The organism is Paraburkholderia caribensis (genome assembly GCF_002902945.1).
In the GTDB taxonomy this organism is placed as follows: Bacteria; Pseudomonadota; Gammaproteobacteria; order Burkholderiales; family Burkholderiaceae; genus Paraburkholderia; species Paraburkholderia caribensis.
Genome location: NZ_CP026103.1, coordinates 725,253 through 751,465, shown reverse-complemented (window position 1 = coordinate 751,465; position 26,213 = coordinate 725,253). Strand labels below are relative to the sequence as shown.

Sequence of the window (26,213 nt, the reverse complement as noted above, 5' to 3'; positions counted from 1 at the left end):
GAGGCGACGCGATGCCCTTCCATGGAGCCGGCTCCGCCCATACCCGCGCACGCGTTTCGACGTCCTCGCCGTTCATCGCAGTGACGGGCCTGTCGGCGCGCATGCTCGCGCAATCCGCCGCGCATGCCGGTTACCAGGTGGCCGCGCTCGATCTGTTCGGCGACCGCGACACGCGCCGTTACGCGAAGCTGTGGCTCGATACGGGCGGCAGCGGCTTATCCATCGACGGGGACAAGCTGCAGGCTGCGCTGGAACGCGTCGTGCGGCTGCCCAGGCTGATCGGCTACGTGGCTGGCAGCGGGATGGAGCCGCACATCGGCTGGCTGCAGCAGACGGCGAGACTGCCGCGCCTGATCGGCAACGACGCCGACGCGACAGCGGCCGTGCGCGATCCGAAGCGCTTTTTCTCGTTGCTCGATGAACTGCGCATCGCGCATCCCGAGGTGGCCTTCGTGCGGCCCGAGCGGCCCGAAGGCTGGCTGCACAAAGCCGCCGACGGCTGCGGCGGCACGCATATCCGTCCAGCGGAGCAAGCGGATGCGCGCGACGGCTACTTTCAGCGCATAAGCGACGGACTGCCGATGTCGGCGCTCTTTCTCGCCGCGCAGCACGAAGCGTTCGTGATCGGCTACGCGGAGCAGCTTTGCGTGACGGGCGGCACACTGCCGTATCTGCATGCCGGCTCGCTCGGCCCCGTCGATCTGCCTGCGGGCATCGCGCGGCAGATCGATTCCGCCGTACGCTCGATCGCCGCGCGCGCGAATCTGAGCGGACTCAACAGCCTCGATTTTCTGCTCGACGGCGATGCGATCCGGGTGCTCGAAGTCAACGCGCGGCCGTCGTCGACGATGGCGCTGTACGAGCGCGCGTGGCGCGACGCGTGGCCGCGCGGATTGCTCGCCGCGCATATCGACGCGTGCCTGCATGGCCGCCTGCCGCCCGGGCGCGCGGGTGCGCCGCAATGCGGCGTCGCGCAACAGGTCGTGTTCGCGCCCGCCGCCTTCACGGTGACGCGCCGCTTCAGCGATGCCCTGTTCGTCGATCCCGTCTGTCACGACGTGCCGAACCCCGGCACGCGCATCGAAGCCGGCCAGCCCGTTTGCACGGTGCTCGTGACGGGCTCGATAACGGGTGGGCGCACCGCCCTGCAACGCGAGCTGCAACACCAGACGCAACGCCTTCTGCAACGCATCGAAACCCGCTCCCAACCCTGCCATGAACTCGTCGACTCACACGGCTGACCCTGGCGGCAACCCGCCGCCCATCCCCCGCGACGCGCCCAGCGTCAACGCGCTCGCCGCGCCGCTGGTCGCGCACCTGCTCGCGGACGCGGCGCGGCTGCGCATCGCGGCGTCGCGCCATCCGTTCGGGCCGACCATCGTCGATGCGGGCGTCGCGACGCCCGGCTGCATCGAGGCGGGCGTGACGATCGCGCGCATCTGCATGGGCGGCCTCGGCCGCATCGAGACGCGCGTCAGCGCCGAGCACGAGCCGCTCTGGCCCGCGATGATCGAAGTGCATACGGCGTCGCCCGTGCTCGCCTGCCTCGGCAGCCAGTACGCGGGCTGGAGCCTGTCCGCGAGCAAGGAACAGAACAATGGCAAGAAGTTCTTTTCGCTGGGCTCGGGACCGGCGCGAGCGCTGGCCGGCAAGGAGACGCTGTTCGACGAGCTCGGCTATCGCGACGCGCATGATGCAGGCGTACTGGTGATGGAGGTCGGTCAGCCGCCGCCGCAAGCGGTACTCGAAAAGATCGTCGGCGACTGCGGCATTGCGCCCGGCAAGCTGACCGTGATCGTCACGCCGACGCAGTCTGTCGCCGGGACGGTACAGGTCGTCGCGCGCGTGGTCGAGGTCGCGCTGCACAAGTCGCATGTGCTCGGCGTGCCGCTCGGCGACATCGTCGAAGCGAGCGGCACGGCGCCGCTGCCGCCGCCCGCGCCCGATGGCCTCGCCGCGATGGGCCGCACCAACGACGCGATCCTCTACGGCGGGCGCGTGCATTTGACTGTGACGCGCGACGCCGTCGCGCGGCGGCTGGCGGCCGAGTTGCCGTCGTCGAATTCGCGCGATTACGGGCGGCCATTCGCCGAGATTTTCGCGTCGTTCAATTACGACTTCTATCAGATCGACCCGTCGCTGTTCGCACCCGCCGAGGTGTGGGTCAGCAGCCTCGAAAGCGGCACGACGTATCGCGGCGGACGGCTCGACGGCGCGTTGCTGCATGCGCTCTGGCAAGGCGACGCGTTCGTTGCGGGCGAAGATCCGGCGGCCGGCGATCCGGCGGCCGGCGATTCCGCTGCCGAACCCGGCACGCCGGGCATCACCAGTCCGGGGGCGCCATGAGCGACGCATCCGCGGCAAGCGGCCTGCGCGTCGCGATCATGACGGACGAAACCGGCTGGCACACGGGTCGGCTCAAGAAAGCGTTCCGCGCGCGCGGCGTCGATGCGCGCTGCGTCGATCTCGCGACTTGCCGCATCGACACGTCGTGGTCGCCGTCTGGCCTCGCCATTCCGGGCTTCGCGCGCGACCTGCCCGACGCCGTGTTCGTGCGCGGCATAGCGGGCGGCACGTTCGAGCAGGTCACGCTGCGCCTCGGCATCCTGCACGCGCTGCGCGAGTGCGGCGTGCCCGTCTACAACGACGCGCGCGCCATCGAGCGCAGCGTCGACAAATCGATGACGAGCTTCCTGCTGCATCGCGCGGGCGTGCCGACGCCGCCAGCGTGGGCGACGGAATCGGCGGCTTTCGCACAGCGCGTGCTGATGCGCGAGACAGCGGCCGCGCGCCGGGTCGTGATCAAGCCGCTGTTCGGCTCGCAGGGCAAGGGCTTGCGGCGGCTCGGCGCGAACGCGTCGAACGGCGCATTGACGCCGCTGCCGCCGCTGCGCAGTTATAGCGAGGTCGCGTACCTGCAGCGCTTCGTCGGCAGTGCGCGCGCGCGGCCCGGTAGCTACGACTGGCGCGTGCTCGTGATCGGCTCACGCGCGGTTGCTGCGATGCGGCGAACGGGCGGTCGCGGCTGGATTCACAACGTCGCGCGCGGCGCGCGCTGCGAGCCTGCCGCGCTGGACCCTGCGCTCGCGAGTCTCGCCGAGCGCGCGACAGCCGCGCTCGGGCTCGACTACGCGGGCGTCGACCTGATCCCCGACCTGTCGATGCCGGGCGAAACAGGCGTGCCGCTGGTGCTCGAAGTAAACGGCGTCGCGGCATGGCGCGGGCTGCAATCGGTGACGACCGTCGATATCGCCGCGGCGCTGGTCGACGATCTGCTCGACCGCAAGCTCGCGGCCAGCCGCGCTACGACACTGCCGCTGCCCGCCGTGCCGCTCCATGGACGCTGATGATCTGCTCGGCCGCGCCCGCGCCGCCTTTTTGCTAGCGTGCCGGCTCGATGTCGAAACGGCGAAGCCGGGCAATGTCAGCATCGCGAGCGCGGGACACGGGATGCAGGCGGCGCAGTTCATCGACAGCGCCGAAGCCGCCGCGCCCGCGCTGTTCGCGCGCGGCGCGCGCGTCGGCGAGCGCATTCTCGATGCCGTGACGCGCACGCAGCGCGTCGCGGGCTGCAATACGAATCTGGGCATCGTGCTGCTGGTCGCGCCGCTTGCCGCCGCGCTGGAAACCTTGAGCGCAGCAGTATCGACTGCAAGTCCACTGGACGCCGCGCGCTGGCAGACATCCGTTGAAAGCGTGCTGTCGCGCCTCGACGTCGACGACGCCCGCGCTGCCTATCGCGCGATCTCGCTCGCCAATCCAGGCGGACTGGGCGACGCCCCCGAGCAGTCGGTGCATGCGCCGCCCACCGTCGGTCTGCGCGAGGCGATGTCACTGGCCGCCGAACGCGACAGCATCGCGCGTCAATACGCGAACGGTTTCGCCGGCATCTTCGGCACGGGCCTCGACGCAATCGCGAAATCGCACTGCAGCACGACGACGGGTATCACACTTGACGTCTTTCTCACCTTCCTCGGCGCGTGGCCCGATTCGCACATACTGCGCAAGCATGGCGCGCCCGTGGCGCAAAGTGTCACGCGCGAGGCGCGCGAACGTCATGTGCAATGGCGCGGCGAGCACGCCGCCCGGCTCGATGCATGGGACGCCGAACTGAAGGCGCAAGGCGTCAACCCAGGCACGAGCGCCGATCTGAGCGTCGCAACGCTGTTCGCCGCCGCGCTGCTCGACCCTTCGCGCTTCATGAGCGAGCGTCCCTGAGTTCGATTGGCATGGTTCCTGTTACACGGGAACGCGGTGCGTCCCCCTCAAACAACGCGCGGTTGGTCGCCACGCGTCGCGAGTTCGTCACACGTCGACAGACCCAATTCACTGGAGGAACAGCATGGCCAAGATCAACCGCGTAATGGTAGGCGAGTCGCTTATCGGCGAGGGCAATGAAGTTGCCCACATCGATCTGATCATCGGGCCGCGAGGCTCGGCAGCCGAATCGGCTTTCTGCCACGCGCTCACCAACAACAAGGACGGCTTCACGTCGCTGCTCGCAGTCGTTGCGCCGAATCTGCTGACCAAGCCCAACACCGTGATGTTCAACAAGGTGACGATCAAGGGCGCGAAGCAGGCGGTGCAGATGTTCGGTCCGGCGCAGCATGCCGTGGCGCTCGCCGTCGCGGATTGCGTCGAAGACGGCACGATTCCGAAGGACGAAGCCGACGACCTGTTCGTCTGTGTCGGCGTCTTCATCCACTGGGAAGCCGACGACGACAAGAAGATCCAGGAGTTCAACTACAAGGCCACACGTGAGGCACTGCAGCGCGCGGTAGCGGGCGAGCCGAGCGCCGCCGACGTCGTGTCGAAGAAGGCCTCGGCTGCACACCCGTTTGCGCCGAACTAGGCGCGCCTTATGCGTGACACGCAGTGTCGCGCGCGCAACGCGCGGCGGGCCGCGAAGGTCTGCCGCGCGTTGCGCCTCACGTGTTGCTTCGATCTTCGATGGATGCAGAACCCTACGCTAAAGGCTTCCACATGACCTCACGTTGTCGCGCGCGCCTCGCCGTCGCGGCGTTCGCGTGCGTTGCAGTGCTTCCGCTCTCCGCGCTGGCAGCCGATGCTGCCGCCCCCGCCAGCGGCTACGACTATCCGACACAAGGCCGCGTCGAATACGTGCTCGGCTGCATGGACGACAACGGCCATGATTTCGCCAACGTCTACAAGTGCTCGTGCGTCATCGACAAGATTGCGGCCGCCCTGCCATATGACGACTACGTCGAGCAGATGACGTTCGCGAAATACGCGACGCTCGGCGGAGAAGGCGGCAATGAATTCCGCGTCGACCGGGCGCGGGCGCAGACCAGGAAGTATCGTGCGTTGCAGCAAGAGGCATATCAGGCGTGCGGGCTCGCGAAGGCAACGCCATCCGCGGCGAAATAGGGCAACTGCGGGGCCTGCTGCGGCCGCGCTGACGACGTGCCCGTCTAATGCCGACGGACACGCCGGGTATACGCGTGCATCACTCAACGCGCTCGCGCTGCCGTTCGATGATCACACCGACGGCGGCGACATCGTCGAACTTTGCGGGTTTGCACAACTTGACGCGTACCCACTGAGCGCCGAACCTGTCGATCAACAGCCGGGCGATCTGCTCAGCCAGCGCTTCGAGAAGCTGCACCTTGTGTGTCGCAAGCAGCGTGTGCAGCTCGGCGCGCACGGCCGCGTAATTGATCGTGTCGTCGATCCGGTCCGTCTCGCACGCGCGCAGCGACGGCACGCCGATCGCGAGATCCAGTTGCACGGGCTGGCGCTCGTGCAGTTCAGCCGCATCGATGCCGATCACCGTCTGCGCGACGAAGCCCTCGATATACACGATATCGAGCGCGGCGCCGCGCTGCGGCGGCTCTGCCGGCTCATGCGCAGGCCGCGCGCTGGACGGCAACACGACAGTGAAATGGATGGGACTGCTGCCGGGGTTGAAACGGTCCATGTAGGGGCTCCACATTGAGGCGCGCGAGCGGCGCATCGGTTTTTACGGCAATCTGTCGATGCGAAGCAAAAAGCAGGCGCACTCGCCCACACTCGTACGACTATTTATTGATGTATCGCGACACGAGTTGTACAGTGTTTGCTGAGTGCCCTGGAACAGATTCAAACCACATATCGGCAGTTCTTTCACGCGCGCGAGAGACGCGCGGCACATCGGGAAACACACGGGGAAACACTTACATACAGCGCAGGCCGGGCCCATCGGCAACTGGATGGACACCGCGAGCCGAACGCATCGGAGACGCCCCTAATGTCATCGCTCGTTGACATCGATTCGCATGTCCGGGATGTACTGAACATCGTCAACAACCAGCCCGCCTCGTGTTCGATGAGCCATTCCGTCGCGCAGTCGTGGACGCGTTGCCTGGTCGATTTCGGCCTGGACCCTGGACGGTTCGTGCTGCCGCCCGTGCTGACACAGCACGAGCTAAACGTGCGGCGCGAGGCGGCGGGCGATCTGATCGCCTGCTCGAAGCTGGAAATGACCACGCTCTACCAGCAACTCGCCGACCCCGAACTCGCGGTGATACTCGTCGATGCCAACGGCGTGATCGTTCATCAGGTGTCGTCGGTGCCGTTCGGCGAGGCCGTGGCCGCCGACGGCCTGCGCCCCGGCGCCGTGTGGAGCGAGCGCGAAGCGGGTACGAACGGCATGGGCACGTGCCTGACGGAGCGCGAATGTCTCGCGATCTATCAGCATGAGCATTTCTATCCGCGCTATACGTCCCTCACCTGCTCGGCGGCGCCCATCTTCGACGAACGCGGCGCGATAGTCGGCGTGCTCGACGTGACGAGCCGCTCGCGGATGCTGCAGCAGCATTCGCTCGTGCTGGTCGGCATGTCGCGGCAGATGATCGAGAACCGGCTGATCGACTCGCGCTACCGGCGCGCCAACACGGTCCACTTCCATAGCCGCCCCGAATTCGTCGGCACGCTGCACGCGGGCAAGCTCGCTGTCGACGACGACGGCATCGTGCTCGCCGCCAATCGCAGCGCGCTGTTCCAGCTCGACCTGCGCTCGCCCGACCAGCTGTGCGGCAAGCGCATCGAAGAAGCGTTCAGCGCGACGCTCGAAGACATGATCGCGCGCAGCATTCGCGGCTCGTTCCATCCGATCACCGTGTACAGCGCGCACGCCAGCAACCGCTTCTTCGTGATCGCGCAGACGCCGCGCGACGCGACCTCGTTCGGCAACGCGAATCACGTGGCAACGAGCGCGCGCGGACAGTGGAGCGACGTATCGATCAACCGCAGTATCACTGCGCGCGCCAAAAGCGCGCGCGAGACGCGCGACGCGAAACCGGCGGCCGGGCTCGACAAGCTGTCGCATCTGGAATTCGGCGATCCGCGCATGGCTGCGCAGAGCCAGCTGGCCGCACGTGTGATCCAGCGGAAAATCCCGATTATTCTCAGAGGCCAGACGGGCACGGGCAAGGAAGTGTTCGCGAACGCGCTGCATAGCATCAGTCCCAACGCGGCGGGCGCATTCGTCGCGGTGAATTGCGCGTCGCTGCCGGAGACGCTGATCGAAAGCGAGCTGTTCGGCTATCGTGCGGGCGCGTTCACGGGCGCGCAGCGCGAAGGACGGCGCGGCAAGATCGTGCAGGCGAACAACGGCACGCTGTTTCTCGATGAAATCGGCGACATGCCGATGGCCTTGCAGGCGCGGCTGTTACGCGTGATCGAGGAACGCGAGGTGACGCCGCTCGGCGCCGAAACCACCATCAAGGTCGATTTCCAGCTGATCAGCGCGAGCCACCGCAATCTGCTCGATCTCGTGCAGCGCGGCCTGTTCCGCGAAGACCTGTACTACCGGCTCAACGGCATCGAGATCAACCTGCCGCCGCTGTGCGAGCGCGCCGATCTGTTGCCGCTCGTGCAGCACATACTCGAAAGCGAATCGGAAGACCCGCCCGAACTCAGCGCCGAAGCGCGACAGGCGCTCGCGAACTACGCGTGGCCCGGCAACATCCGGCAGTTGCGGCACGTATTGCAGATGGCGATCGCGCTGTGCGACGGACCGGAGATACGCTGCGCGCATCTGCCGGCGGAGATCGTCGATGAAATGCGCGGCGCGGGCGGCGCGCCCGCGCGCGCTTCGGCGGCGGGACCGTTGGCGCAACAGGCAAACGCAGGAGCCGTGCCGTTCGACGACGAGGCTGATCTGTCCGCCCTCAACGCGATCCAGATCAAGGAGCGCGAAACGGTGCTCGCGATGCTCGACGAGCACCGCTGGAACGTGAGCAACGTTGCGAAGACGCTCGGCATCAGCCGCAACACCTTGTACCGGAAGATGCACAGACTGCACATCCGGCTGTCGCACGACGCCTCGCAGGCGTCCGTCGACGACGCGTGCGGCAAGTGACTCACAGATGACCCGTACATGACCCGCGTATGAGCGCACCGTCGCCCGCCCGCCGCCCTGGCGTTTTTCGCCCCGACGCGCGCTTCGCGTGGTGCATCACGGGCTCGGGACACATGCTGGAAGAATCGATCGACATCGCGCTCGCGCTGCCGGGCGCCGATCTGTTTCTGTCCGCTGCCGGCGAGGAAGTGTTGCCGCTTTACGGTTGGCCCGTGCCCAGGCTGCGCGAGCATTTTCGCGTGATGCGCGACAACAGCGCGAGCAGCGTGCCCGTCGGCATGCTCTACGAGGGCCTCTATCACACAGTCGTGATTGCGCCTGCGACCAGCAACACGGTTGCCAAATGCGCCTTCGGCATCTCCGACACGCTGCCGACCAATCTTTATGCTCAGGCAGGCAAGCAATGCGTGCCCGGCATCGTTTTCGCGTGCGACACCGAGCCGAGCGTCATCACGCAGAGCCCGCACGAGTGGGTCGAAGTGCGTCCGCGCGCGATCGAGCTGGAAAATGTCGAGCGGCTTGCGCGCATCGAATACACGACTGTTGCGCGCTCGCTCGACGAACTGCGCGCGGCATTGAGCGAACGGCTGTCGAACCTCGGGCTTGCATGGAACACATCGTCTTCCTGACTGGCAGGCTTGCCGAAAAAAGCGTCGTGCAGGTACTGGAGGGCATGACGAACGCGCCATTCACGTGGGAGGTGCGCGAGATCGGCTTGCAGGTTGCCGCGCTGATGACGGCCGACATGATCCGCCGGCGTGTGCCTTTGCCGCTGCGCGCGGACCGGATGATCGTGCCGGGGCGCTGTCGCGGTGATCTTCTGGCGTTGAGCGAGCATTTCGGCTTGCCCGTCGAGCGTGGTCCGGAGGAGGCGAAGGATTTGCCGCTGCATTTCGGGCAGGCCGCGCGGAAGTTCGATCTGTCGCGTTACTCGACGGAGATTTTTGCGGAGATCGTCGATGCGCCGAGACTCGATCTCGATGGAATCGCTGCGCGGGCGAGGCATTATGCGGAGCAAGGCGCGGATGTGATTGACGTGGGCTGTCTGCCTGATACGCCTTTTCCGCATCTCGAGGATGCTGTGCGGATGCTGAAGGATGGCGGCTATCGGGTGAGCGTGGATTCGATGGTGACGGATGAGCTTCTGCGCGGCGGGCGCGCGGGGGCCGATTATCTGATGAGTCTCAACGTGGACACGTTGTGGGTTGCTGACGAAGTATCGTCGACGCCGGTTGTGGTTGCGCGCGAGCCGCGTGACACGGCTTCGTTGCATCAGGCGATTGATGCGCTCGTTGCGCGTGGCAAGCCGTTTCTGGCCGATCCTATTCTTGATCCGATTCCGTTTGGCTTTGCTGCTTCTATCGCGCGGTATGTCGCATTGCGGGAGCGGTATGCCGATGTTGCCATCATGCTTGGTGTTGGAAATCTTACCGAGCTGACGGAAGCTGATACGAGTGGCATTAATGCGGTGCTGCTCGGTATTGCTGCTGAGTTGCGCGTTTCTGCTGTGCTGACCACTTCCGTTAGCCTGCATGCGCGGCGTGCCGTGCGTGAGGCTGACGTTGCACGGCGTGTCATGCATGCCGCTTTTGAGGCGCAGGTGCTGCCTAAAGGTATCGATTCTGATTTGTCTGCTTTACATGCCAGGCGGCCTTTTCCTTATGACGCTGATGAGATCGCTGCGTTTGCCGCACAGGTGCGGGATCCGAATTTTCGTGTTCAGGTCACTACGGATGGGATTCATGTTTATAACCGCGACGTGCATGTTGTTGAAGGGGATCCGTTTGATTTGTTTCCGCATCTGAAGCTTCAGGATGATGGCGGGCATGCGTTTTATATGGGCGTGCAGACAGCACGGGCGGAGATCGCCTGGCGGCTGGGGAAGAGGTTTGATCAGGATCAGGCGCTGGATTGGGGGTGTCAGGTGGAACGGGCTGTTGAAGACCTTCAGGTCTGGTGTGCCCCTGGCACGACGAAGTTGAAAGGGTCTTAATAGGGGGTGCTGGGGGGGTTGTTTGGCTGCGTTTGCCTATGCGGTGGCATCCGTGAATTGGCTTTGCGGTGGCATCCGTGAATTGGCTTTGCGCTGGCATCCGCGTTACGTTAGCTCGCTTCATGCGTCGCCCCTGTGCGGGGCGGCACCTACTTTTCTTTGCCGCCGCAAAGAAAAGTAGGCAAAAGAAAGCGGCTCACACCGCCAGCGCTAGTTCTTGCCTGAGGGCCCCCAAAAGTTCTTACGCTTCACACGACAACCACGTGACCCACGTCCGTTGCCAACGCTCTGAATGAGCGCCTCACCCGCTTCACACACCCGCGTCATACCATGCCGTGCCAGACAGTCCACCGCCGCCCAGGTGGCAAACTGTGTGTAGGCCGTAGTACCTCGCGCGCCTCACTCCGGACCGATAGCGCACGCCCCACCCGGTAAGAGCACCACCCTATACGACGCGACAACCTACACACAGTTTGCCACCTGGGCGGCACATACCATTCGCTGCCGCTTGCCCGGGTACGGGTGATCGAAGCGGGTGAGGCGTTTATTCGAAGCGTTGGCAACGGGCATGCGTCATGTGGTTGCCGAGTGAAGCGTGGGGACGTTGGGGGCCCGTGGGTAAACGTCAAGAATTGGCGGTGTGAGCCGCTTTCTTTTGCCTACTTTTCTTTGCGGCGGCAAAGAAAAGTAGGTGCCGCCCCGCACAGGGGCGACGCATGAAGCGAGCTAACGTAACGCGGATGCCAGCGCAGAGTCTGGAAACCCAAAACAAAAGCAAAAGCAAAAACCAAAAGCAAAAACCAAAAGGCGAAACAAAAAAAACCTGACGACCCCAGCGGGGCCACAACCTCCAGGCCGTCAGCCAAGACACAGACAGACAGACAGACAGACAGACACACACAACACTGAGCCACACCCCGCCCCAAAAAACTCACTTTCACGCACGCGACTTCCTATCCCTCAACTGCAAGATCATGGGCGTAAAAATCAACTGCATAGCAAGTCCCATCTTCCCGCCAGGCACAACAATGACATTAGGCCGCGACATAAAGGAGTCATGCAACATCGTAAGCAGATAAGGAAAGTCGATCCCTTTGGGCTTGGAAAACCGGATCACTACAAAGCTCTCATCAGGTTGCGGAATCTCCCGAGCGGTAAAAGGATTAGAAGTATCAACAGTGGGAACACGTTGAAAATTGACATGCGTACGCGAAAACTGCGGGCAAATGTAATTCACATAATCCGGCATCCGCCGCAAAATCGTATCCACCACCGCCTCATGCGAATAACCGCGCAGCGTCTGGTCACGATGCAGCTTTTGGATCCACTCCAGATTGATGATCGGCACCACGCCGACGAGCAGATCCGCATGCTGTGCGATGTCGACCTTGCTGGTCACGGCCGCACCATGAAGCCCTTCGTAAAACATCATGTCCGTGCCCGGCGAAATATCCTCCCACGGCGTAAACGTCCCCGGGTCCTGCTTGTACACCACCGCGTCCGCTTCATCGTGCACGTAGCGCCGGAACTTCCCGCCACCCGAACTCCCATAACTCGCGAACAACTGCTCCAACTCCTCGAGCAGGTTCGCATCGGGCCCGAAGTGGCTGAAGTTGCGCACGCCGTCCCGCTCGCTCTGCCGCAACGCCTCGCGCATGCCGAGCCGGTCGTACCGATGGAACGCATCGCCTTCGACAATCTGCGCATTGATCTTCTCCCTGCGAAAAATATGCGTGAAGCTCCTCATGACGGTAGTCGTGCCCGCCCCGCTCGACCCCGTCACCGCAACGATCGGATGTCTGACTGACATGCGCTGTCTCCTTGCTACAGTTCAAGAGTCAGACCGAGGTCTCCGGAAGGAACAATGAGCGCTCACGAAAAAGCGGCGACGTGAAAGGCATGTCGATACCCAGGTCGTGCTCGCGGTGGTAGCGCCCAATACGCGCCACTTCGCTCGACGAGCCGAGTATCAGCGGCATGCGCTCATGGAACGTGCGCGGCGCGCCGTCGAGCACGCGCTCGCGGCCCGTCGTCGCCATGCCGCCCGCCTGCTCGACCAGAAAGCCCAGCGGGCTCGCGTCGTAGACGGCGGACAGGCGCCCGCGCATCGCCGAGCGCGTCCGGAAGTCGCGCGGCATCAGGAACAGCCCGCCGCGCATCAGAATGCGATGCACTTCGGGCACCAGCGCGTCGCTCCAGCGCAGACTGAAATCGCGCTCGCGGCAGCCCGCGCGGCCCTCGCGGCACTCGTGCACGTAACGGCGCACGGGCGGCTCCCAGAAGCGCTCGTTGGAGGCGTCGACGGCAATCTCGCCCGTCTCCTCCGGAATGCGGATCGATGGATGCGTGAGCATGAACTCGTCCGTCTGGCCGTCGAGCGTGAAGCCGTGCGTGCCCTCGCCAAGCGTGATGACGAGCATCGTCGCCGGGCCGTAGATCGTGTACCCCGCTGCCGCCTGTTCACGGCCGGGTTGAAGGAACGGCGCGCCATACGCTTCGCCATAGGATTCGCAGTCCAGCTCGCCATAGGCTTGCGCTCGCGCGTCGCCGCCGTTCACATCGCTGCCTTGCGGCTGCACGCGCATCACCGAAAAGATCGAACCCGCCGTGCCGTTGATGTCCGCATTCCACGGGCAGTTCAGCGGATCGAATGCAAGCTGGTACTCGGGCATGGCCGCGCCGTCCAGAGGCGCCGCGCGGCCGTTGCGCATAGCCGCCTCGGCCAGCTTGCGACGTCGCGTGGAATACGCGAGCACCGCGCCGCCCGCTACCGAATCGGCCTGCGCGCTCTCGCCCAGCGTGCCGCGCGCAAGCGCCGCGCCGATGGTCTTCACCGACGCCGCGACGTCGTGCAGCACGGCCTGCAACGCGGTGGACGGCCGTGTCGACATCAGATGGTCAGCGTCGCCAGCCAGGAACCTCGTGAGCGTAATGTTTGCGTGACGCATGATGCTCTCCTACGAAGTGGGGAATTCTGGCGCGGCGCCGGGTTCCATCCCGGCGCCGCCTGATTCGGAGAACACGCTGCTCGCGCGGATATCGGCGGCGCTCAGCAGCGTCAGCGCGGCTGGGTCGGCGCTTGCGCCGCCGCCCAGCGCATCGGCGAACAGGCGATTGGCCTGGCGCAGGCGCGCGCGGTCGAGCGCGTTGCGCACCGAGCGCGCGTTCGCGAAGTTCGGCTGACGCACGCGCCGCGCGAGGTAGTCCTCGAAAGCGCGGCGCGCGTCGGCGTCGAACCGGTAATGCATCGTGTCGAGCATGCGCCCGGCGATCAGCAGCAGTTCGTCGGGTGCATAGTCGGGAAACGACAGGTGGTGCGCAATCCGCGAGCGAAAGCCCGGATTGCTGCGAAAGAAGGTGTCCATCCGCGCGGCGTAGCCGGCCAGAATCACGACGAGATCGTCGCGCTGGTTCTCCATCGTCTGGAGCAGGATTTCGATCGACTCCTGGCCGTAATCGCGCTCGTTTTCCGGGCGATACAGGTAATACGCCTCGTCGATGAACAGCACGCCGCCCATCGCGCGCTTGAGCACTTCGCGTGTTTTCGGCGCGGTGTGGCCGATGTACTGGCCGACCAGATCGTCGCGCGTCACCGAAACCAGATGATTGCGCCGGATATAACCGAGCCGGAACAGCACATCCGCCATGCGCAGCGCGACGGTGGTCTTGCCGGTGCCGGGATTGCCGCTGAAACACATGTGCAGCGTCGGCGCGCCGCATTCGATGCCGAGCGCTTCCCGCGCTCGGCCCACCAGCAGTTGCGCGGCGATCTCGCGGATGCGCGTCTTCACGGGCGCGAGGCCGACCAGATCGCGATCGAGTTCGTCGAGCACCTCGGCGATGCCCGACTCGTGAAAGAGCGCGAGCAGGTCGACGCGCGGCGCTTGCATTTCCTCCTGTGCCGGTGGCTCCGTGACGACGGCGTTCATGACGATGTCTCCCTGTTGGTGTTCTGATCCGCGGGACGGGCGTGCCTCCGCTAGCGCGGCGCGGCGCGCACCGTCGTGAGCGAATAGCGCTGCACGCGCGAGCGGTCGTCCTGGCGCCCCAGCACGAAGGGCGGCTCCACCTCCGGCCGGTTGACGATGAACGACAGCCGCATCGTTTCGAAACCACGCACCGAATCGAAGGCATTCACCTTGATGTAGTGCTGCGGATACGCGTCGCGGCACCGCGTCACTTCCATCATCACGCCCGCTGCGTCGCGCAGATCGAACATCGGCAGGCCCCACATTTCCCAGTACGTATTGCGCGGATGCGGGTCGTCGGTGAATTCGACCGAGCACGACCAGCCCTGGCTCAGCGCGTACTGGATCTGCATGCGGATTTCGTCGTCGGTCAGATCGGGCAGGAAAGAAAACGTCCCCTGGGTGATGCGCATGGCGGGCTCCTCATTCGGATGCGGCGGGTACGACGCTGATGGCTCAGGCCACGCTCGGCGTGACGGCGAAATCGGGTGTATCGGTCGGCGTGTAGTTGAACGTGATGTCGCCCCATGTATCGAGCGCCTGCTTGAGCGGCGTGCAATGACGCGCTGCCGCTTCGAGCAGATCGGGGCCTTCGCTGGCGATGTCGCGGCCTTCGTTGCGCGCCTTGACCATCGTTTCGAGCGCGACGCGGTTTGCCGTCGCGCCCGCCTGAATGCCGGACGGATGGCCGATCGTGCCGCCGCCGAACTGCAGGATCGCGTCATCGCCGAACAGATCGAGCAACTGATGCATCTGCCCCGCGTGAATGCCGCCCGACGCGACGGGCATCACCTTGCGCAAGCCCGCCCACGGCTGGTCGAAATAGAGGCCGCGCGTAAGATCGACGGGATTGTGGGACTCGCGCAGCACGTTGTAATAGCCCTGCACCGAGAGCGGATCGCCATCGAGCTTGCCGACGGCCGTGCCCGCATGCGCGTGATCGACGCCCGCCATGCGCAGCCACTTCGCGATCACCCGAAACGAAATGCCGTGGTTGCGCTGCCGCGTATATGTGCCGTGTCCGGCGCGATGCAGATGCAGGATCATGTCGTTCTTGCGCGCCCAGCGTCCCATCGACGTGATCGCCGTCCAGCCGATCACCAGATCGATCATCACGATGCACGAGCCGAGTTCCTTTGCGAATTCGGCGCGTTCGTACATGTCCTCCATCGTGCCCGCCGTCACGTTCAGGTAGTGGCCCTTCAGTTCGCCCGTTTCGGCTTGCGCGCGGGCTACCGCCTCCATCGCGAACAGGTAGCGGTCGCGCCAATGCATGAAGGGCTGCGAATTGATGTTTTCGTCATCCTTCAGAAAGTCGAGACCGCCCTTGAGGCCTTCGTACACGACGCGCCCATAGTTCTTGCCCGACAGCCCGAGCTTGGGCTTGACGGTTGCGCCGAGCAGCGGGCGGCCGTATTTGTCGAGCCGTTCGCGTTCGACGACGATGCCTGTCGGCGGGCCCTGAAAGGTCTTTAGATACGCGACGGGAATGCGCATGTCTTCGAGCCGCAGCGCTTTCAGGGGCTTGAAGCCGAACACATTGCCGATGATCGAGGCAGTGAGGTTCGCAACGGAGCCTTCCTCGAACAGATCGAGGTCATAGGCGATGAACGCGAAGTACTGCGGTTCGCTTTCGCTGGCGCTGGGGACGAGATCGACGCGAAACGCTTTGGCGCGGTACATGTCGCACGCGGTCAGGCGGTCGGTCCAGACCACGGTCCAGGTGGCCGTCGACGATTCGCCCGCGACGGCGGCGGCGGCTTCTTCGGGCTCGACGCCCGGCTGTGGCGTGATGCGGAACAGCGCGATGATGTCGGTGTCTTTTGGCGTGTAGTCCGGCTGCCAGTAGCCCATCTCGCGATACTTGAGGACACCCGCTGAATAGCGCGAGCGTTGCGGTGTGCTTTCTGGTGTGCGTTCGCTGCCTGCGGGCTTCACGGCTTCCTTGCTGAAATCGTTCATCGCGCTGCCTCGATATGGATCGTGGCGCGCCTGTGGTGCTGCGCACGCCTTGGGTGGGAGCTGGCGCGCATCGAAAGTCGCCGGCCTTGCAGGTCAATGTAGGCGGCATGCCGGATGAAGTGAATTCACGATTTTTTTCAGCAGGCTTAAGTGATCCGTTAACACGCGTGCACCGAATGCAAAATGCGTCCACAATGGGTTATCGGCTCGTGGAACACTTTGCTGCGGTTCCGCTACAGTAAGGCGCGTAAACGGCGCGCCCTTTCCCGTCGGGCTGTAACTGGTACGACAGTTGCATCAGCAACATGGGCCGAGGCGAAGGGATGTGTTGCGTGCGCGCATGCAGGCGTTCTTTCGCAATGGGACCGCCGTTTTTGTTTTCTTCATTCGCTAAAGGAGGACGAACATGCAGTGGACTACCCCTGGATATACCGATATGCGGTTCGGGTTTGAAATTACGATGTATATCGCTACGAGGTGATGGCCCCGTACGGGGCCGGGCCTGGTTTTCGTCGTGGGTTTTTTTTGCCGGGACGGCCCCGTCTGTTTTTTGCTTTTTCGTTTTTGATTGTGGTTTTTGTGCGGTGCCGCAAGCAGTTGCTGTCTGTTAGCGCGCTTCGCGCGTCGCCGTTCGGTGTGCTGGCTTTTGCGCTGGCATCCGCGATTCGTTAGCGCGCTTCAGGCGTCGCCGTTTCGGTGGGCTGGCCTCGGCGCTGGCATCCGCGTTACGTTAGCCCCCTTCACGCGTCGCCCCTGTGCGGGGCGGCACCTACTTTTCTTTGCCGCCGCAAAGAAAAGTAGGCAAAAGAAAGCGGCTCACACCGCCAATTCTTGACGTTTGTCCACGGGCCCCCCACGTCCCCACACTTCACTCGGCAACCACATGACGCATGCCCGTTGCCAACGCTTCGAATAAACGCCTCACCCGCTTCGATCACCCGTACCCGGGCAAGCGGCAGCGAATGGTATGTGCCGCCCAGGTGGCAAACTGTGTGTAGGTTGTCGCGTCGTATAGGGTGGCGCTCTTACCGGGTGGGGCGTGCGCTATCGGTCCGGAGTGATGCGTGTGGAGCACCGAGGGCCGACACACAGTTTGCCACCTGGGCGGCGGTGGACTGTCTGGCACGACATCGTGACATGCGGGTGCGTGAAGCGGGTGAGGCACTCGTTCAGAGCGTTGGCAACGAACGTGGGTCACGTGGTTGCCGTCTGAAGCGTAAGACCCTTTGAGGGCCCTCAGGCAGGAACTAGAATTGGCGGTGTGAGCCGCTTTCTTTTGCCTACTTTTCTTTGCGGCGGCAAAGAAAAGTAGGTGCCGCCCCGCACAGGGGCGACGCCTGAAGCACGCTAACGTAACGCGGATGCCAGCGAAAACGCAATTCGCGGATGCCAACGCAAAGACAAACGCCCAGTGCAAAGGCAAAACCAAACCAAAACCAAACCAAAACCAAACGATGATCCACGAAACCATCATCACAACATGCTCCACCGACGGCGTCGCCCACACCGCCCCGATGGGCATTCGTCACGACGAAAGCGGCCTGACGATCCTCGCCCCATTCAGGCCATCAAAAACACTAGACAACGTACTAGCCACCCGCGCAGCGGTAATCAACTTCACGACCAACGTCCGCGTCTTCGCCGGCTGCGTAACGGGCACCCAACGCGACTGGCCGACAAGCCCGGCCACCAAAGTCCCGAGCCTCAGGCTAAAAGAATCCCTCGCCCACAGCGAACTAACCCTCGATCACGTCACAGAAGAAGACCCACAACGTCCAGTCCTCCACATGCGCTGCGTGCACACGGAAAACCACGCCCCTTTCACGGGCTTCAACCGCGCTCAGGCAGCCGTCGTCGAAGGCGCCATCCTCGTGAGCCGGCTCTTCATGCTGCCCGCCGACAAGATCGACCGCGAAATGGCCTACCTGCAGATCGCCATCGACAAAACCGCCGGCCCCGATGAACTCACCGCATGGCAATGGATCACAGCCGCCGTGGAACGCTTCCGTACAACCGGCAACGCCGCCGACAAAAAAACCGCACCGCACTCGTCCTGACGGAGACCCCGATGACCGCATTGCTCGCAAGCGTCCGCTCGGCGGAAGAAGCGTTCGACGCAGCCGGCGCCGGCGCCGACCTGATCGATCTGAAGGAACCCCTCGAAGGCGCGCTCGGCGGCGTGTCGATCGACAACATCTGGCGCATCGCGCGCACGCTGCGCTCGCGCTATCCCGTCAAACCCATCAGCGCCACGATCGGCGACCTGCCGCCCGATGCGCTCGACGCCATCACGGCACGCATCGACGAAGTCGCCGAAACAGGTGTGGATTTCGTCAAGGTCGGCGTCGTGCCGGGACCGCATGCGCACGGCTGCCTCGCGCGCATCGCCGGCTTGCAAGCCAACGTGTTGCCCGTGCTGTTGTGCGACGACGGCGTCGATGCGGAACTCGTCGCGTATGCCGTCTCGCTCGGCTTCGCAGGCATCGTGTTCGATACGGCAGGCAAGACGGGCCGCACGCTGCTCGATTGCATCGACCACGCAACGCTTGCGCGCTACATCGCGACGATACGCGCGTCGGGCGCGATGGCCTGCATCGCCGGTTCGCTAGGCTGGACACAACTCGACGCGATCCGCACGCTCGCGCCCGATGTCGCGGGCTTTCGCACCGCGCTATGCGAGAACGGCCGCACCTCGCGCCTCGATCCGCGCCGTGTCGCGCAATGGGCCGACGCGCTGCATCACGCTGCCGCCGTCGCGTCCACAGCTCCCGCGTAACAATCCGCGTCAAGCGCGCGGCATCGCGCCCTCACACCGCCGACGCATTCAGCAGCCGGTCGCGCACCAGCGCGACATCCGTCTTGCTGAACAACTCGACTTCGTAGTTCGCCTCTTTCACGTAACGGACAAAGCTCGCGTCGATCACGCCATCCGACGCGAGTGTCCCGAGCGGCACGTTCGCGCCGACCGGGCACGACTTCACCACCATCAGACGCTCGGCGTTCAGAGACGTCGACAGCCACGCGGCGAGGCTGTCGGAGGTCGTGTCCCAGTTGGTCATCGAGTTGGGCGTGACGCGCATCAGGCTCACGGGCATCCACACGGCAACCTTGCCGTGACGCAGCGCGCGCCGGATCAGTTCCTCGCTGGTCGCCAGCACGAGGTCGGGCAGCACGGCCTGCATCATCAGCGCGTACTGCGTCATCGCGAGCAGGCACATGTTGTGGGCGGCGAGATCGTCGAATTGCCATTCCTGCTGATACACGCGCACGCTGTCCGCAAAATCACCGCCGCCCGGCACGATCACCACGCGCCCGCCGCCGACCTCCCACAGCTGCGTGAGCCAGTCCCGCAGCGACGGGTCGTGACTCAGGCTGCCCCCGATCTTCACCACCCACATGTCCGTTACCTCGCTTTCGTTCGACCTCGCGACGGGCATGCCCGACGGCCCGGCCCGTCCGCGTCCGCCCTGCACTCGCGGCGCCATCGCGAGTCTGCGCTGGCCGCGCCGCACGCGCATCGATCGCGCCGCGCCCGGCGCGTCGCAGGCAGGCCCCGCCCCGTTGACCGCGTCACGCGGCGCGCTGCGCTCGCCTGCTCGCCGACATCAGCCATGCGACGGCCACGCTCGGCGCGCATGTCGCGATCCATTCGGCGGCATCCGCCGGCGCGTTGCCTGCTATCTGCGTGAGCGTGCCGAAATCCACGTAGTCGCGCGCCTGGGTCTTCGCCAGCGCCGCGGCCAGAAAGCGCCCGCAGCCCGCGCCGACGACGGGCGCGCGCGCCAGCGACGGATGCGCCGCACACACCTGCTCGAAGCTTGCGCCGATCGCGCGCAGCTGCGCGTCGCGCCATGTGTGCGCGAACTCGCGCCATTCGTCTTCGGTCGCCTCGCCCGCATCGCGGCCAATCGTTCTCGCCAGCCGCGCGCAGCTTGCCGCGATGGTCTTCGGCCCGTTGTCGGCGCTCGCATGCTGGTCGTGCGGCGGCCACAGTTCCCCCGTCAGCCGGTAAATGTCGGCGCTCGTCGCGAACCATTCGTTCATCACGCCCGCCGTCTCGCCGCGAAACGCGATGCGATGCGCGATGCCGCACAACGGCGTGCGAACGACCCCGTGATAAGCGAGCTCGCCTGTGACGAGACGCGTCGCGTCGCTGACGCCGCGTGCGGCGACACGCGCTTCGGCAACGGGCACGATGTCGGTCGTCGTGCTGCCGATATCGATCAGCACGCAATCGCGCATGCGGGTCGCGACATGCTGCGCCGTCGCGAGCCAGTTCGCCGACGCGACGGCACGCCATTGCGCGACGCTCTGCGCAGCATCCAGCCAGCCGCACGCGCCTGCGAAAAACGCCGTATCGGCGCCGAGCCGCGCGCCTAAGGCATCGACGAGCGCACGCACGCCGTGCTCGCGGTCGGCGAACAGATCGACCATTTCGCCCGTCATCGTGACCGCGTGGCGCGCGCTCGCGTGAGTGAGATCGGGCCAGCGTTCAGCCGCCGAACCGATCGCGCGATGCAGATGATCGAGCCCCTGCCACAGCGGACACGCCCATTGCGCGATATCGGTGACGGCACCGTCCGCGTCGACACGCGACACCTTCACATGCGCGCCGCCGACGTCCCAGCCGAACACGGCAGGCCCGGCAATTGACGGCGCCGGCACGGACGCGCTCATGATCCCGCTCCGCATGCGGACAGCTTCGCTCCCGCTGCGCCGCCGGACGCCGAATCAGTCACACGCGGCGCGGCCCGCAGGCCGTGTGCCGCCAGCACGTCGGCGGCGAGATTGCGGCCGAGCCGCGCGGACAAGCCCGCATACGCGACGGTCGCGCGCGGATTGACCTCGATCACGACCGGGCCGCGCGCCGGATGCCACACGACATCGATGCCGGCAAACCCGCGCAAGCCGGGCAGCGACGCCGCGACCTGCTGCGCGAGCGCGTCGAGCGTGCGGCCTTGCGGGCTGTCGCGATCGATACGGTCGATATCCACGCCATCGAAGCCGACCACCTGCCCCGCATGGCCCGCCACATGCGCGGCGACGTCTATCCTCTGCCGGTTGATGCTGACGAGCGTCGCGCCCGCCTGATCGCAGATCAGCGACAGGCTCAGCGCGTCGCCGTCCACCCAGGCCTGCAGCACGGTTTCGCGTTGCGCCGCGCGCCGCACCGCATATTCAGCGCGTGCCGCGTCGGCGTCGTCGAACACCAGTGTGTCGAGGCCGCCCGCGCCGTCGTCGGGCTTGACGACCCAGCGTGACTGCGTGCGCGGATCGAGCTGCGCCGGTTCGAGCGCGGGCGTGGCGGCAATCCCGCGCGACGCGAGCCGCGCCGCCGTCGCACGCTTGCTCGACGCGAGCGCGATCGCTTCCTTCGTGCAACCGATCCAGCGCGCGGGACCGACGGCGTCGGCGAGATCGAGCATCAGGCCATCGCATTCGGGCGCGACGATCCACGCGTAGTCGTGCTCGCGAGCGGCGCGCGAGACGAACTCCAGCATCGACTCGCCCGGCCTCGCGCGGCAATGCGCCACGCCCTGCGCGACCTGCTCGAAGCGCGAACTCGCGAAGCTGACCTCCACGCCGTCGAGCTGCCGCAGATCGCCAACGATCGCATCGCGCATCACGCGCCCTTCGACGACCAGCGCGCTCAGATCCGCGAGACTGCTGCTGCCCGCGAGTTGCGCGTCGATGCCACCGCCAGTGAGATACTCATAAACCCAGAGCTTCATCAAGGAACGTCTCCGCATGCAGGTGATCCCGGTTCTCGATCTGCTCGACGGCCACGCGGTCCGCGCGATACGCGGCGACCGCGCGAACTATCGCCCCATCCAGTCTTCGCTGTGCGCAACGAGCGAGCCGCTACCCGTCGCCCGCGCCCTCGTTGCCGCGACGGCCGCGCCGGCGCTGTACGTCGCGGACCTCGGCGCGATCATGTCGCGCGACGCCGATCCGTCGACGCTGGCCGTGCTCGCCGCGACCCTCGCGAACGCACATGTCCATGCGCATCTCGAGCCGCCCAGCGGCCCGTTCGAAATCTGGCTCGACGCGGGCTTCGCCGATTACCCGTCGATGCTCGCCCACCTCTCGCGCATCGCCGCCGCAACCGGCTCCGCCCACACGCGCATCGTGCCCGTGTTCGGCACCGAATCGCTGCACTCGCTCGACGCGCTGCGCGAGGCCGAAGCGGCTGGCTACGCGCCCATCCTGTCGCTCGATCACCGCGGCCGTCAGCTGATCGCGGCACCCGAACTCGCGCAGGCGCTGCGCGCTCCCGCATCGTGGCCGTCGCGCGTGATCGTGATGACGCTCGATCAGGTCGGCGCCGACGCCGGCCCCGACCTCGACACCCTCAACCTGATCCACGCACAGGCGGGCCAGCGTTCGATCATCGGCGCAGGCGGTATCCGTCATCGCGACGATCTCGATGCAGCAGCACGCAGCGGCGCGCGGGCATGGCTCGTCGCATCGGCGCTTCACGACGGCAGGCTTCGCACGCCAGCCGCAATGCGCTCCGGCGCCGCGACCTGATCCGCGAAACAATATCCATGCCACGCGGCCCGCGGCGCAGCAACGGCGCGGCTCGCATGGGCAATGGGCCGCCCACTGTCCTCAAGTGACACACTGTTGCAGCGCGAAGCACATACTGTGCTGCGCGCGGCCTGTCGCGCGGCGGGATGTCCCGGCTCGCCCATGAGGTGTTCAGGTTCGGCGCAGCGGGCCGTTTCCGCGCGTTTTGCCCGCGCGGTCACGTCGAAACGCCCAGCGGCTTGCTGGCCCAAGGCCGCCGCCAACTGGCGATGAAATCGGCACGGACCTTGCTGATCGGGGTCTTATGCACGAGTCCACGTCCCCCGTCACACATGTCAACGCGACATCCGCCGCCGATGGGCCATTGCCATCCGTTTCGACGAGCCGCGACTGGACCTGCCCGTTCTGCCCTTTGCTGTGCGACGACATCGAGGCCCATCTCTCCCGTGCCCAGACGCTCGCAGCACCCCACACGCAATGCGCGCGGCTCGCCGATGCCCTGGCTCGCCATGACGCCGGCGACAACGTCTGCTCGCCCGGTATCGACGGCGCCCCCGTCTCGCTCGATATCGCGCTCGACGCAGCCGCCGCCGTGCTCGCGCAGGCTCGCCGGCCGCTCTTTGGCGGCTGCGCAACGGATATCGCCGGTGCGCGCGCGCTCTATGCGCTTGCTGCCGGCTGCGGCGCGGTCCTCGATTCGCTGCATGGCGACGCGCTGAGCGCTGCGACGCTCGCGCTGCAGGATCGCGGCGCGTTCTTCACGACCTTGTCGGAAGTGCGCTCGCGCGCCGATCTGCTGGTGGTTTTCTCATGCGAGCCCGCCGCCCGGCATCCGCGCTTTTACGAGCGCATTGCGAGCGGCACGTCGATGCAGCGCGACATCCGCTTCGTCTGTTGCGCAACCGATCCGGCCGCCAGTCAGGCGACTGACACGCGTAGTACCTCGCTACTCGCCGACGCTTCGCCGCACGACGTGCTCGCGCTCTGGTCGGCGCTGGCAGAAGGCCGCCGGGCCGAATCTCTCGATGACGGCGCGGGCATCGCGAACTCGCTCGCCTCGTTGATGGCGCGCATCGCGCAAGCGCGCTACACGGCCTTCGTGATCGAACCCGCCGCGTTGCCTCACCCGCATGCGGCGCTGCTGATCGAAGCGCTGCATCGCATCGTCAAGGCGATCAACCGCACGAACCGGGCAGGCGTCCTGACCCTCGGCGGCGCGGACGGCGTGCTGAGCGTCAACCAGACGGTCGCGTGGCTGTCGGGCTTTCCGTTACGGACACGCGTGTCGAAGCCCGACCGGCCACCCGGCACGCCGCCGCTCGACCACGATCCGTATCGCTATCGCACCGAACGTCTGCTCGCCGCGCGCGAAGCGGATGCGTTGCTGTGGACGGCGAGCTTCGACCCGCATCCGCCGCCGTCCACGCTCGACGCGAACACGCCTTTGATCGTGCTCGGCACGCCGGCGCTCGGCTCCGCGCTCGATCCGCACGCGCGCGGCGCGAAGACGATCTTCATTCCCGTCGCGACGCCCGGCATCGACAGCGATGGCCACCTGTTTCGCGTCGATACGTCCGTCGTCGTGCCGCTGCATGCGGCGCGGCACGTTGCGCTGCCAACCGTCGCGTCCATCGCGACGCATCTGGCCGACGCGCTCGCTGCACGCGCCGCGCAGACACGGAGCCCGGCATGAGCATCGCGCGACTCCGAGGCGGCCGCGTCTACGATCCCGCGAACGGCGTCGACGGCGAGCTGCGCGACCTCTATATCCGCGATGGCCGCATCGTCGACGCGCCCGCCGACGGTGCCGTCGATCGCGACTACGATGCGCAAGGCATGATCGTGATGGCGGGCGGCATCGATCTGCATTCGCACATCGGCGGCGGCAAGACGAACCTGTCGCGGCTGCTGTTGCCCGAAGATCATCGCGACGACGCGCCGCGCGATGCATCGTACGAAGCCGTGCAGGATGAACGCGGCCGCTATCTGCGCATGCCGTCGTGCGGCGTCTGCACGCCGGGCACGCTCGCCACCGGCTACCGTTACGCCGAAATGGGCTACACGGCGGCCTTCGAGCCCGCGATGATCGCGTCGAACGCGCGCCACGCGCATCTGGAAATGGGCGACACGCCGATCATCGATCACGGCGCTTACGTGATGCTCGGCAACGACGAACTGCTGCTGCAGATGCTCGCCGCGAAAGACGACTTCGAGCGGGTGCGCGATTATGTGGGCTGGACGATGCACGCAAGCCGCGCGCTCGGCGTGAAGGTGGTCAACCCGGGCGGCATCTCGGCATTCAAGTTCAACCAGCGTTCGCTCGATGTCGACGAAGCGCACGTGCATTACGGCATCACACCGCGCGACGTGTTGCGCACGCTGACACGCGCGCTGACGGAACTGCGCGTGCCGCATCCGCTGCACGTCCACGCCAGCAACCTGGGCGTGCCGGGCAATATCGATTCGACCATCGCGACGATGGACGCCGCCGGCGGCCTGCCCATTCATCTCACGCACATCCAGTTTCACAGCTACGGCACGGAAGGCCCGCGCAAGTTTTCGTCGGGCGCGCGGGCGATTGCCGAGGCCGTCAACGCGCGGCCCAACGTGTCGATCGACGTTGGGCAGATCATTTTCGGGCAGACCGTGACCGCTTCCGGCGACACGATGATGCAGTTCAAAAATGCGCCGCTCGCGCGGCCGCACAAGTGGATCGTCGGCGATATCGAATGCGATGCGGGGTGCGGCGTCGTGCCGTTCCGCTATCGCGAGCAAAGCTATGTGAATGCGCTGCAATGGATCATCGGCCTCGAAATCTTCCTGCTGGTGGACGACCCGTGGCGCGTGTCGATGACGACCGATCATCCGAACGGCGGGCCGTTCACGAGTTATCCGCATCTGATCCGCCTGCTGATGGACAAGTCGTTCCGCGACGCGCAGATCGACCGGCTGCATCCGGAAGCGAAGGTGGCGAGCGCGCTGCCGGAACTCACGCGCGAGTTCTCGCTGTACGACATCGCGATCATCACGCGCGCCGGCCCGGCGCGCCTGCTGGGGCTCAAGGATCGCGGCCATCTCGCGCCGGGCGCCGCCGCCGACATCGCCGTGTATCGCGACGATGCGGACCGCGAGCGGATGTTCACGTCGCCCGCTTATGTGTTCAAGGACGGCCAACTGGTCGCGCGCGACGGCAACCTGGTGTCGACGCCAACGGGCGGCATCCACTTCGTCTCGCCCGACTACGACAGGACCATCGAAAAGACCGTGCGCCAGTACAGCGAGGCGAACCTCGCCACGAACTTCGCGCATGCCGCGATCAGCGACGACGAAATCTGCGCATGCTGCCGCGGCGGACGGCTGTTGCCCGTCGCGTGCCTCGCGCGAGCATGAAGGCGGA

Annotated in this window: 24 protein-coding genes; 15 read left to right on the top strand and 9 right to left on the bottom strand. The window is 65.7% G+C overall.

Translation table 11 applies throughout. From position 1 onward, the window contains the following. Positions 1–11 precede the first annotated feature (11 nt). From C2L66_RS32825 to C2L66_RS32800, 6 genes are all read left to right on the top strand, one after another. Positions 12–1,241 (top strand): ATP-grasp domain-containing protein, encoded by a 1,230-nt coding sequence (locus tag C2L66_RS32825; RefSeq protein WP_060607671.1) that lies wholly within the window; start codon positions 12–14, stop codon positions 1,239–1,241. Next, on the top strand, positions 1,216–2,346 hold the full coding sequence (gene mch / locus C2L66_RS32820) for a methenyltetrahydromethanopterin cyclohydrolase (RefSeq protein WP_060607668.1): 1,131 nt from the start codon (positions 1,216–1,218) through the stop codon (positions 2,344–2,346). The genes C2L66_RS32825 and mch overlap by 26 nt, the downstream gene beginning before the upstream one ends. Further along, complete coding sequence (locus C2L66_RS32815; protein WP_060607665.1) at positions 2,343–3,347, top strand: ATP-grasp domain-containing protein; 1,005 nt, start codon at positions 2,343–2,345, stop codon at positions 3,345–3,347. Before mch ends, C2L66_RS32815 begins: the two co-directional genes overlap by 4 nt. Continuing rightward, entirely contained in the window at positions 3,337–4,218 is an 882-nt protein-coding gene (locus C2L66_RS32810; RefSeq protein WP_060607662.1) for a triphosphoribosyl-dephospho-CoA synthase, read from the top strand. Before C2L66_RS32815 ends, C2L66_RS32810 begins: the two co-directional genes overlap by 11 nt. Positions 4,219–4,342: 124 nt before the next feature. Beyond that, positions 4,343–4,852, top strand: coding sequence for a formaldehyde-activating enzyme (gene fae, locus C2L66_RS32805; protein WP_054931976.1), 510 nt, complete (start codon positions 4,343–4,345; stop codon positions 4,850–4,852). Between the two features lie 131 nt (positions 4,853–4,983). Continuing rightward, the gene (locus C2L66_RS32800; RefSeq protein WP_060607659.1) at positions 4,984–5,388 is read left to right on the top strand and encodes a hypothetical protein; all 405 of its coding nucleotides are present in this window, start codon (positions 4,984–4,986) and stop codon (positions 5,386–5,388) included. A 79-nt stretch (positions 5,389–5,467) separates the two neighbouring features. On the opposite strand, the gene C2L66_RS32795 is transcribed toward C2L66_RS32800, so the two are convergent. After that, positions 5,468–5,938 (bottom strand): dihydroneopterin aldolase, encoded by a 471-nt coding sequence (locus C2L66_RS32795; RefSeq protein WP_060610383.1) that lies wholly within the window; start codon positions 5,936–5,938, stop codon positions 5,468–5,470. 309 nt (positions 5,939–6,247) lie between these two features. Here C2L66_RS32795 and C2L66_RS32790 point away from each other — a divergent pair, with 309 nt between their 5' ends. The 3 genes from C2L66_RS32790 to C2L66_RS32780 are packed head-to-tail and all read left to right on the top strand — an operon-like array spanning position 6,248 to position 10,355. Continuing rightward, positions 6,248–8,362, top strand: coding sequence for a sigma-54-dependent Fis family transcriptional regulator (locus tag C2L66_RS32790; RefSeq protein ID WP_060607657.1), 2,115 nt, complete (start codon positions 6,248–6,250; stop codon positions 8,360–8,362). A gap of 29 nt (positions 8,363–8,391) precedes the next feature. Continuing rightward, on the top strand, positions 8,392–8,991 hold the full coding sequence (locus tag C2L66_RS32785) for a flavoprotein (RefSeq protein ID WP_060607654.1): 600 nt from the start codon (positions 8,392–8,394) through the stop codon (positions 8,989–8,991). Further along, a complete protein-coding gene (locus C2L66_RS32780; protein ID WP_060607651.1) occupies positions 8,970–10,355 on the top strand; it encodes a DUF6513 domain-containing protein in 1,386 nt (461 codons plus the stop codon). Before C2L66_RS32785 ends, C2L66_RS32780 begins: the two co-directional genes overlap by 22 nt. Before the next feature lie 937 nt (positions 10,356–11,292). Here C2L66_RS32780 and C2L66_RS32775 read toward each other — a convergent pair. From C2L66_RS32775 to C2L66_RS32755, 5 genes are read right to left on the bottom strand one after another with little or no spacing between them, the layout of a single operon-like run. After that, positions 11,293–12,165, bottom strand: a complete 873-nt coding sequence (locus tag C2L66_RS32775) for a phosphoribulokinase (protein ID WP_060607648.1) — start codon at positions 12,163–12,165, stop codon at positions 11,293–11,295. A 28-nt stretch (positions 12,166–12,193) separates the two neighbouring features. Beyond that, on the bottom strand, positions 12,194–13,303 hold the full coding sequence (locus tag C2L66_RS32770; protein ID WP_060607645.1) for a class 1 fructose-bisphosphatase: 1,110 nt from the start codon (positions 13,301–13,303) through the stop codon (positions 12,194–12,196). 9 nt (positions 13,304–13,312) lie between these two features. Next, positions 13,313–14,284, bottom strand: coding sequence for a CbbX protein (gene cbbX / locus C2L66_RS32765; protein ID WP_060607642.1), 972 nt, complete (start codon positions 14,282–14,284; stop codon positions 13,313–13,315). A 50-nt stretch (positions 14,285–14,334) separates the two neighbouring features. Continuing rightward, positions 14,335–14,736: a ribulose bisphosphate carboxylase small subunit gene (locus tag C2L66_RS32760; protein ID WP_060607639.1), complete on the bottom strand. Its 402-nt coding sequence runs from the start codon at positions 14,734–14,736 to the stop codon at positions 14,335–14,337. Positions 14,737–14,779: 43 nt separating this feature from the next. Then, positions 14,780–16,285, bottom strand: coding sequence for a form I ribulose bisphosphate carboxylase large subunit (locus tag C2L66_RS32755; RefSeq protein WP_060607636.1), 1,506 nt, complete (start codon positions 16,283–16,285; stop codon positions 14,780–14,782). Positions 16,286–16,691: 406 nt separating this feature from the next. On the opposite strand from C2L66_RS32755, the gene pqqA reads away from it, so the two are divergent. The 3 genes from pqqA (at position 16,692) to C2L66_RS32740 (ending at position 19,061) form a co-directional block, all read left to right on the top strand. Further along, entirely contained in the window at positions 16,692–16,766 is a 75-nt protein-coding gene (gene pqqA / locus C2L66_RS42200; RefSeq protein ID WP_007576927.1) for a pyrroloquinoline quinone precursor peptide PqqA, read from the top strand. A gap of 973 nt (positions 16,767–17,739) precedes the next feature. Then, a complete protein-coding gene (locus tag C2L66_RS32745) occupies positions 17,740–18,342 on the top strand; it encodes a DUF447 domain-containing protein (protein ID WP_060610380.1) in 603 nt (200 codons plus the stop codon). Positions 18,343–18,353: 11 nt separating this feature from the next. After that, positions 18,354–19,061, top strand: coding sequence for a (5-formylfuran-3-yl)methyl phosphate synthase (locus C2L66_RS32740; protein ID WP_060607633.1), 708 nt, complete (start codon positions 18,354–18,356; stop codon positions 19,059–19,061). 31 nt (positions 19,062–19,092) lie between these two features. Here C2L66_RS32740 and C2L66_RS32735 read toward each other — a convergent pair whose 3' ends face one another. The 3 genes from C2L66_RS32735 to C2L66_RS32725 form a co-directional block, all read right to left on the bottom strand. Beyond that, a complete protein-coding gene (locus C2L66_RS32735; protein ID WP_054931965.1) occupies positions 19,093–19,683 on the bottom strand; it encodes an amino acid kinase family protein in 591 nt (196 codons plus the stop codon). A gap of 172 nt (positions 19,684–19,855) precedes the next feature. Continuing rightward, a complete protein-coding gene (locus C2L66_RS32730; RefSeq protein WP_060610378.1) occupies positions 19,856–20,962 on the bottom strand; it encodes a hydantoinase/oxoprolinase family protein in 1,107 nt (368 codons plus the stop codon). Further along, on the bottom strand, positions 20,959–22,017 hold the full coding sequence (locus tag C2L66_RS32725; protein ID WP_060607632.1) for an ATP-grasp domain-containing protein: 1,059 nt from the start codon (positions 22,015–22,017) through the stop codon (positions 20,959–20,961). The genes C2L66_RS32730 and C2L66_RS32725 overlap by 4 nt, the downstream gene beginning before the upstream one ends. Before the next feature lie 16 nt (positions 22,018–22,033). Here C2L66_RS32725 and C2L66_RS32720 point away from each other — a divergent pair, with 16 nt between their 5' ends. From C2L66_RS32720 to C2L66_RS32710, 3 genes are all read left to right on the top strand, one after another. Next, the gene (locus C2L66_RS32720) at positions 22,034–22,816 is read left to right on the top strand and encodes a HisA/HisF-related TIM barrel protein (protein ID WP_060607631.1); all 783 of its coding nucleotides are present in this window, start codon (positions 22,034–22,036) and stop codon (positions 22,814–22,816) included. A 304-nt stretch (positions 22,817–23,120) separates the two neighbouring features. Continuing rightward, the gene (locus tag C2L66_RS32715) at positions 23,121–24,509 is read left to right on the top strand and encodes a molybdopterin-binding domain-containing protein (protein WP_060607629.1); all 1,389 of its coding nucleotides are present in this window, start codon (positions 23,121–23,123) and stop codon (positions 24,507–24,509) included. Further along, positions 24,506–26,206: a formylmethanofuran dehydrogenase subunit A gene (locus tag C2L66_RS32710; RefSeq protein WP_060607628.1), complete on the top strand. Its 1,701-nt coding sequence runs from the start codon at positions 24,506–24,508 to the stop codon at positions 26,204–26,206. The genes C2L66_RS32715 and C2L66_RS32710 overlap by 4 nt, the downstream gene beginning before the upstream one ends. Positions 26,207–26,213: the final 7 nt, after the last annotated feature.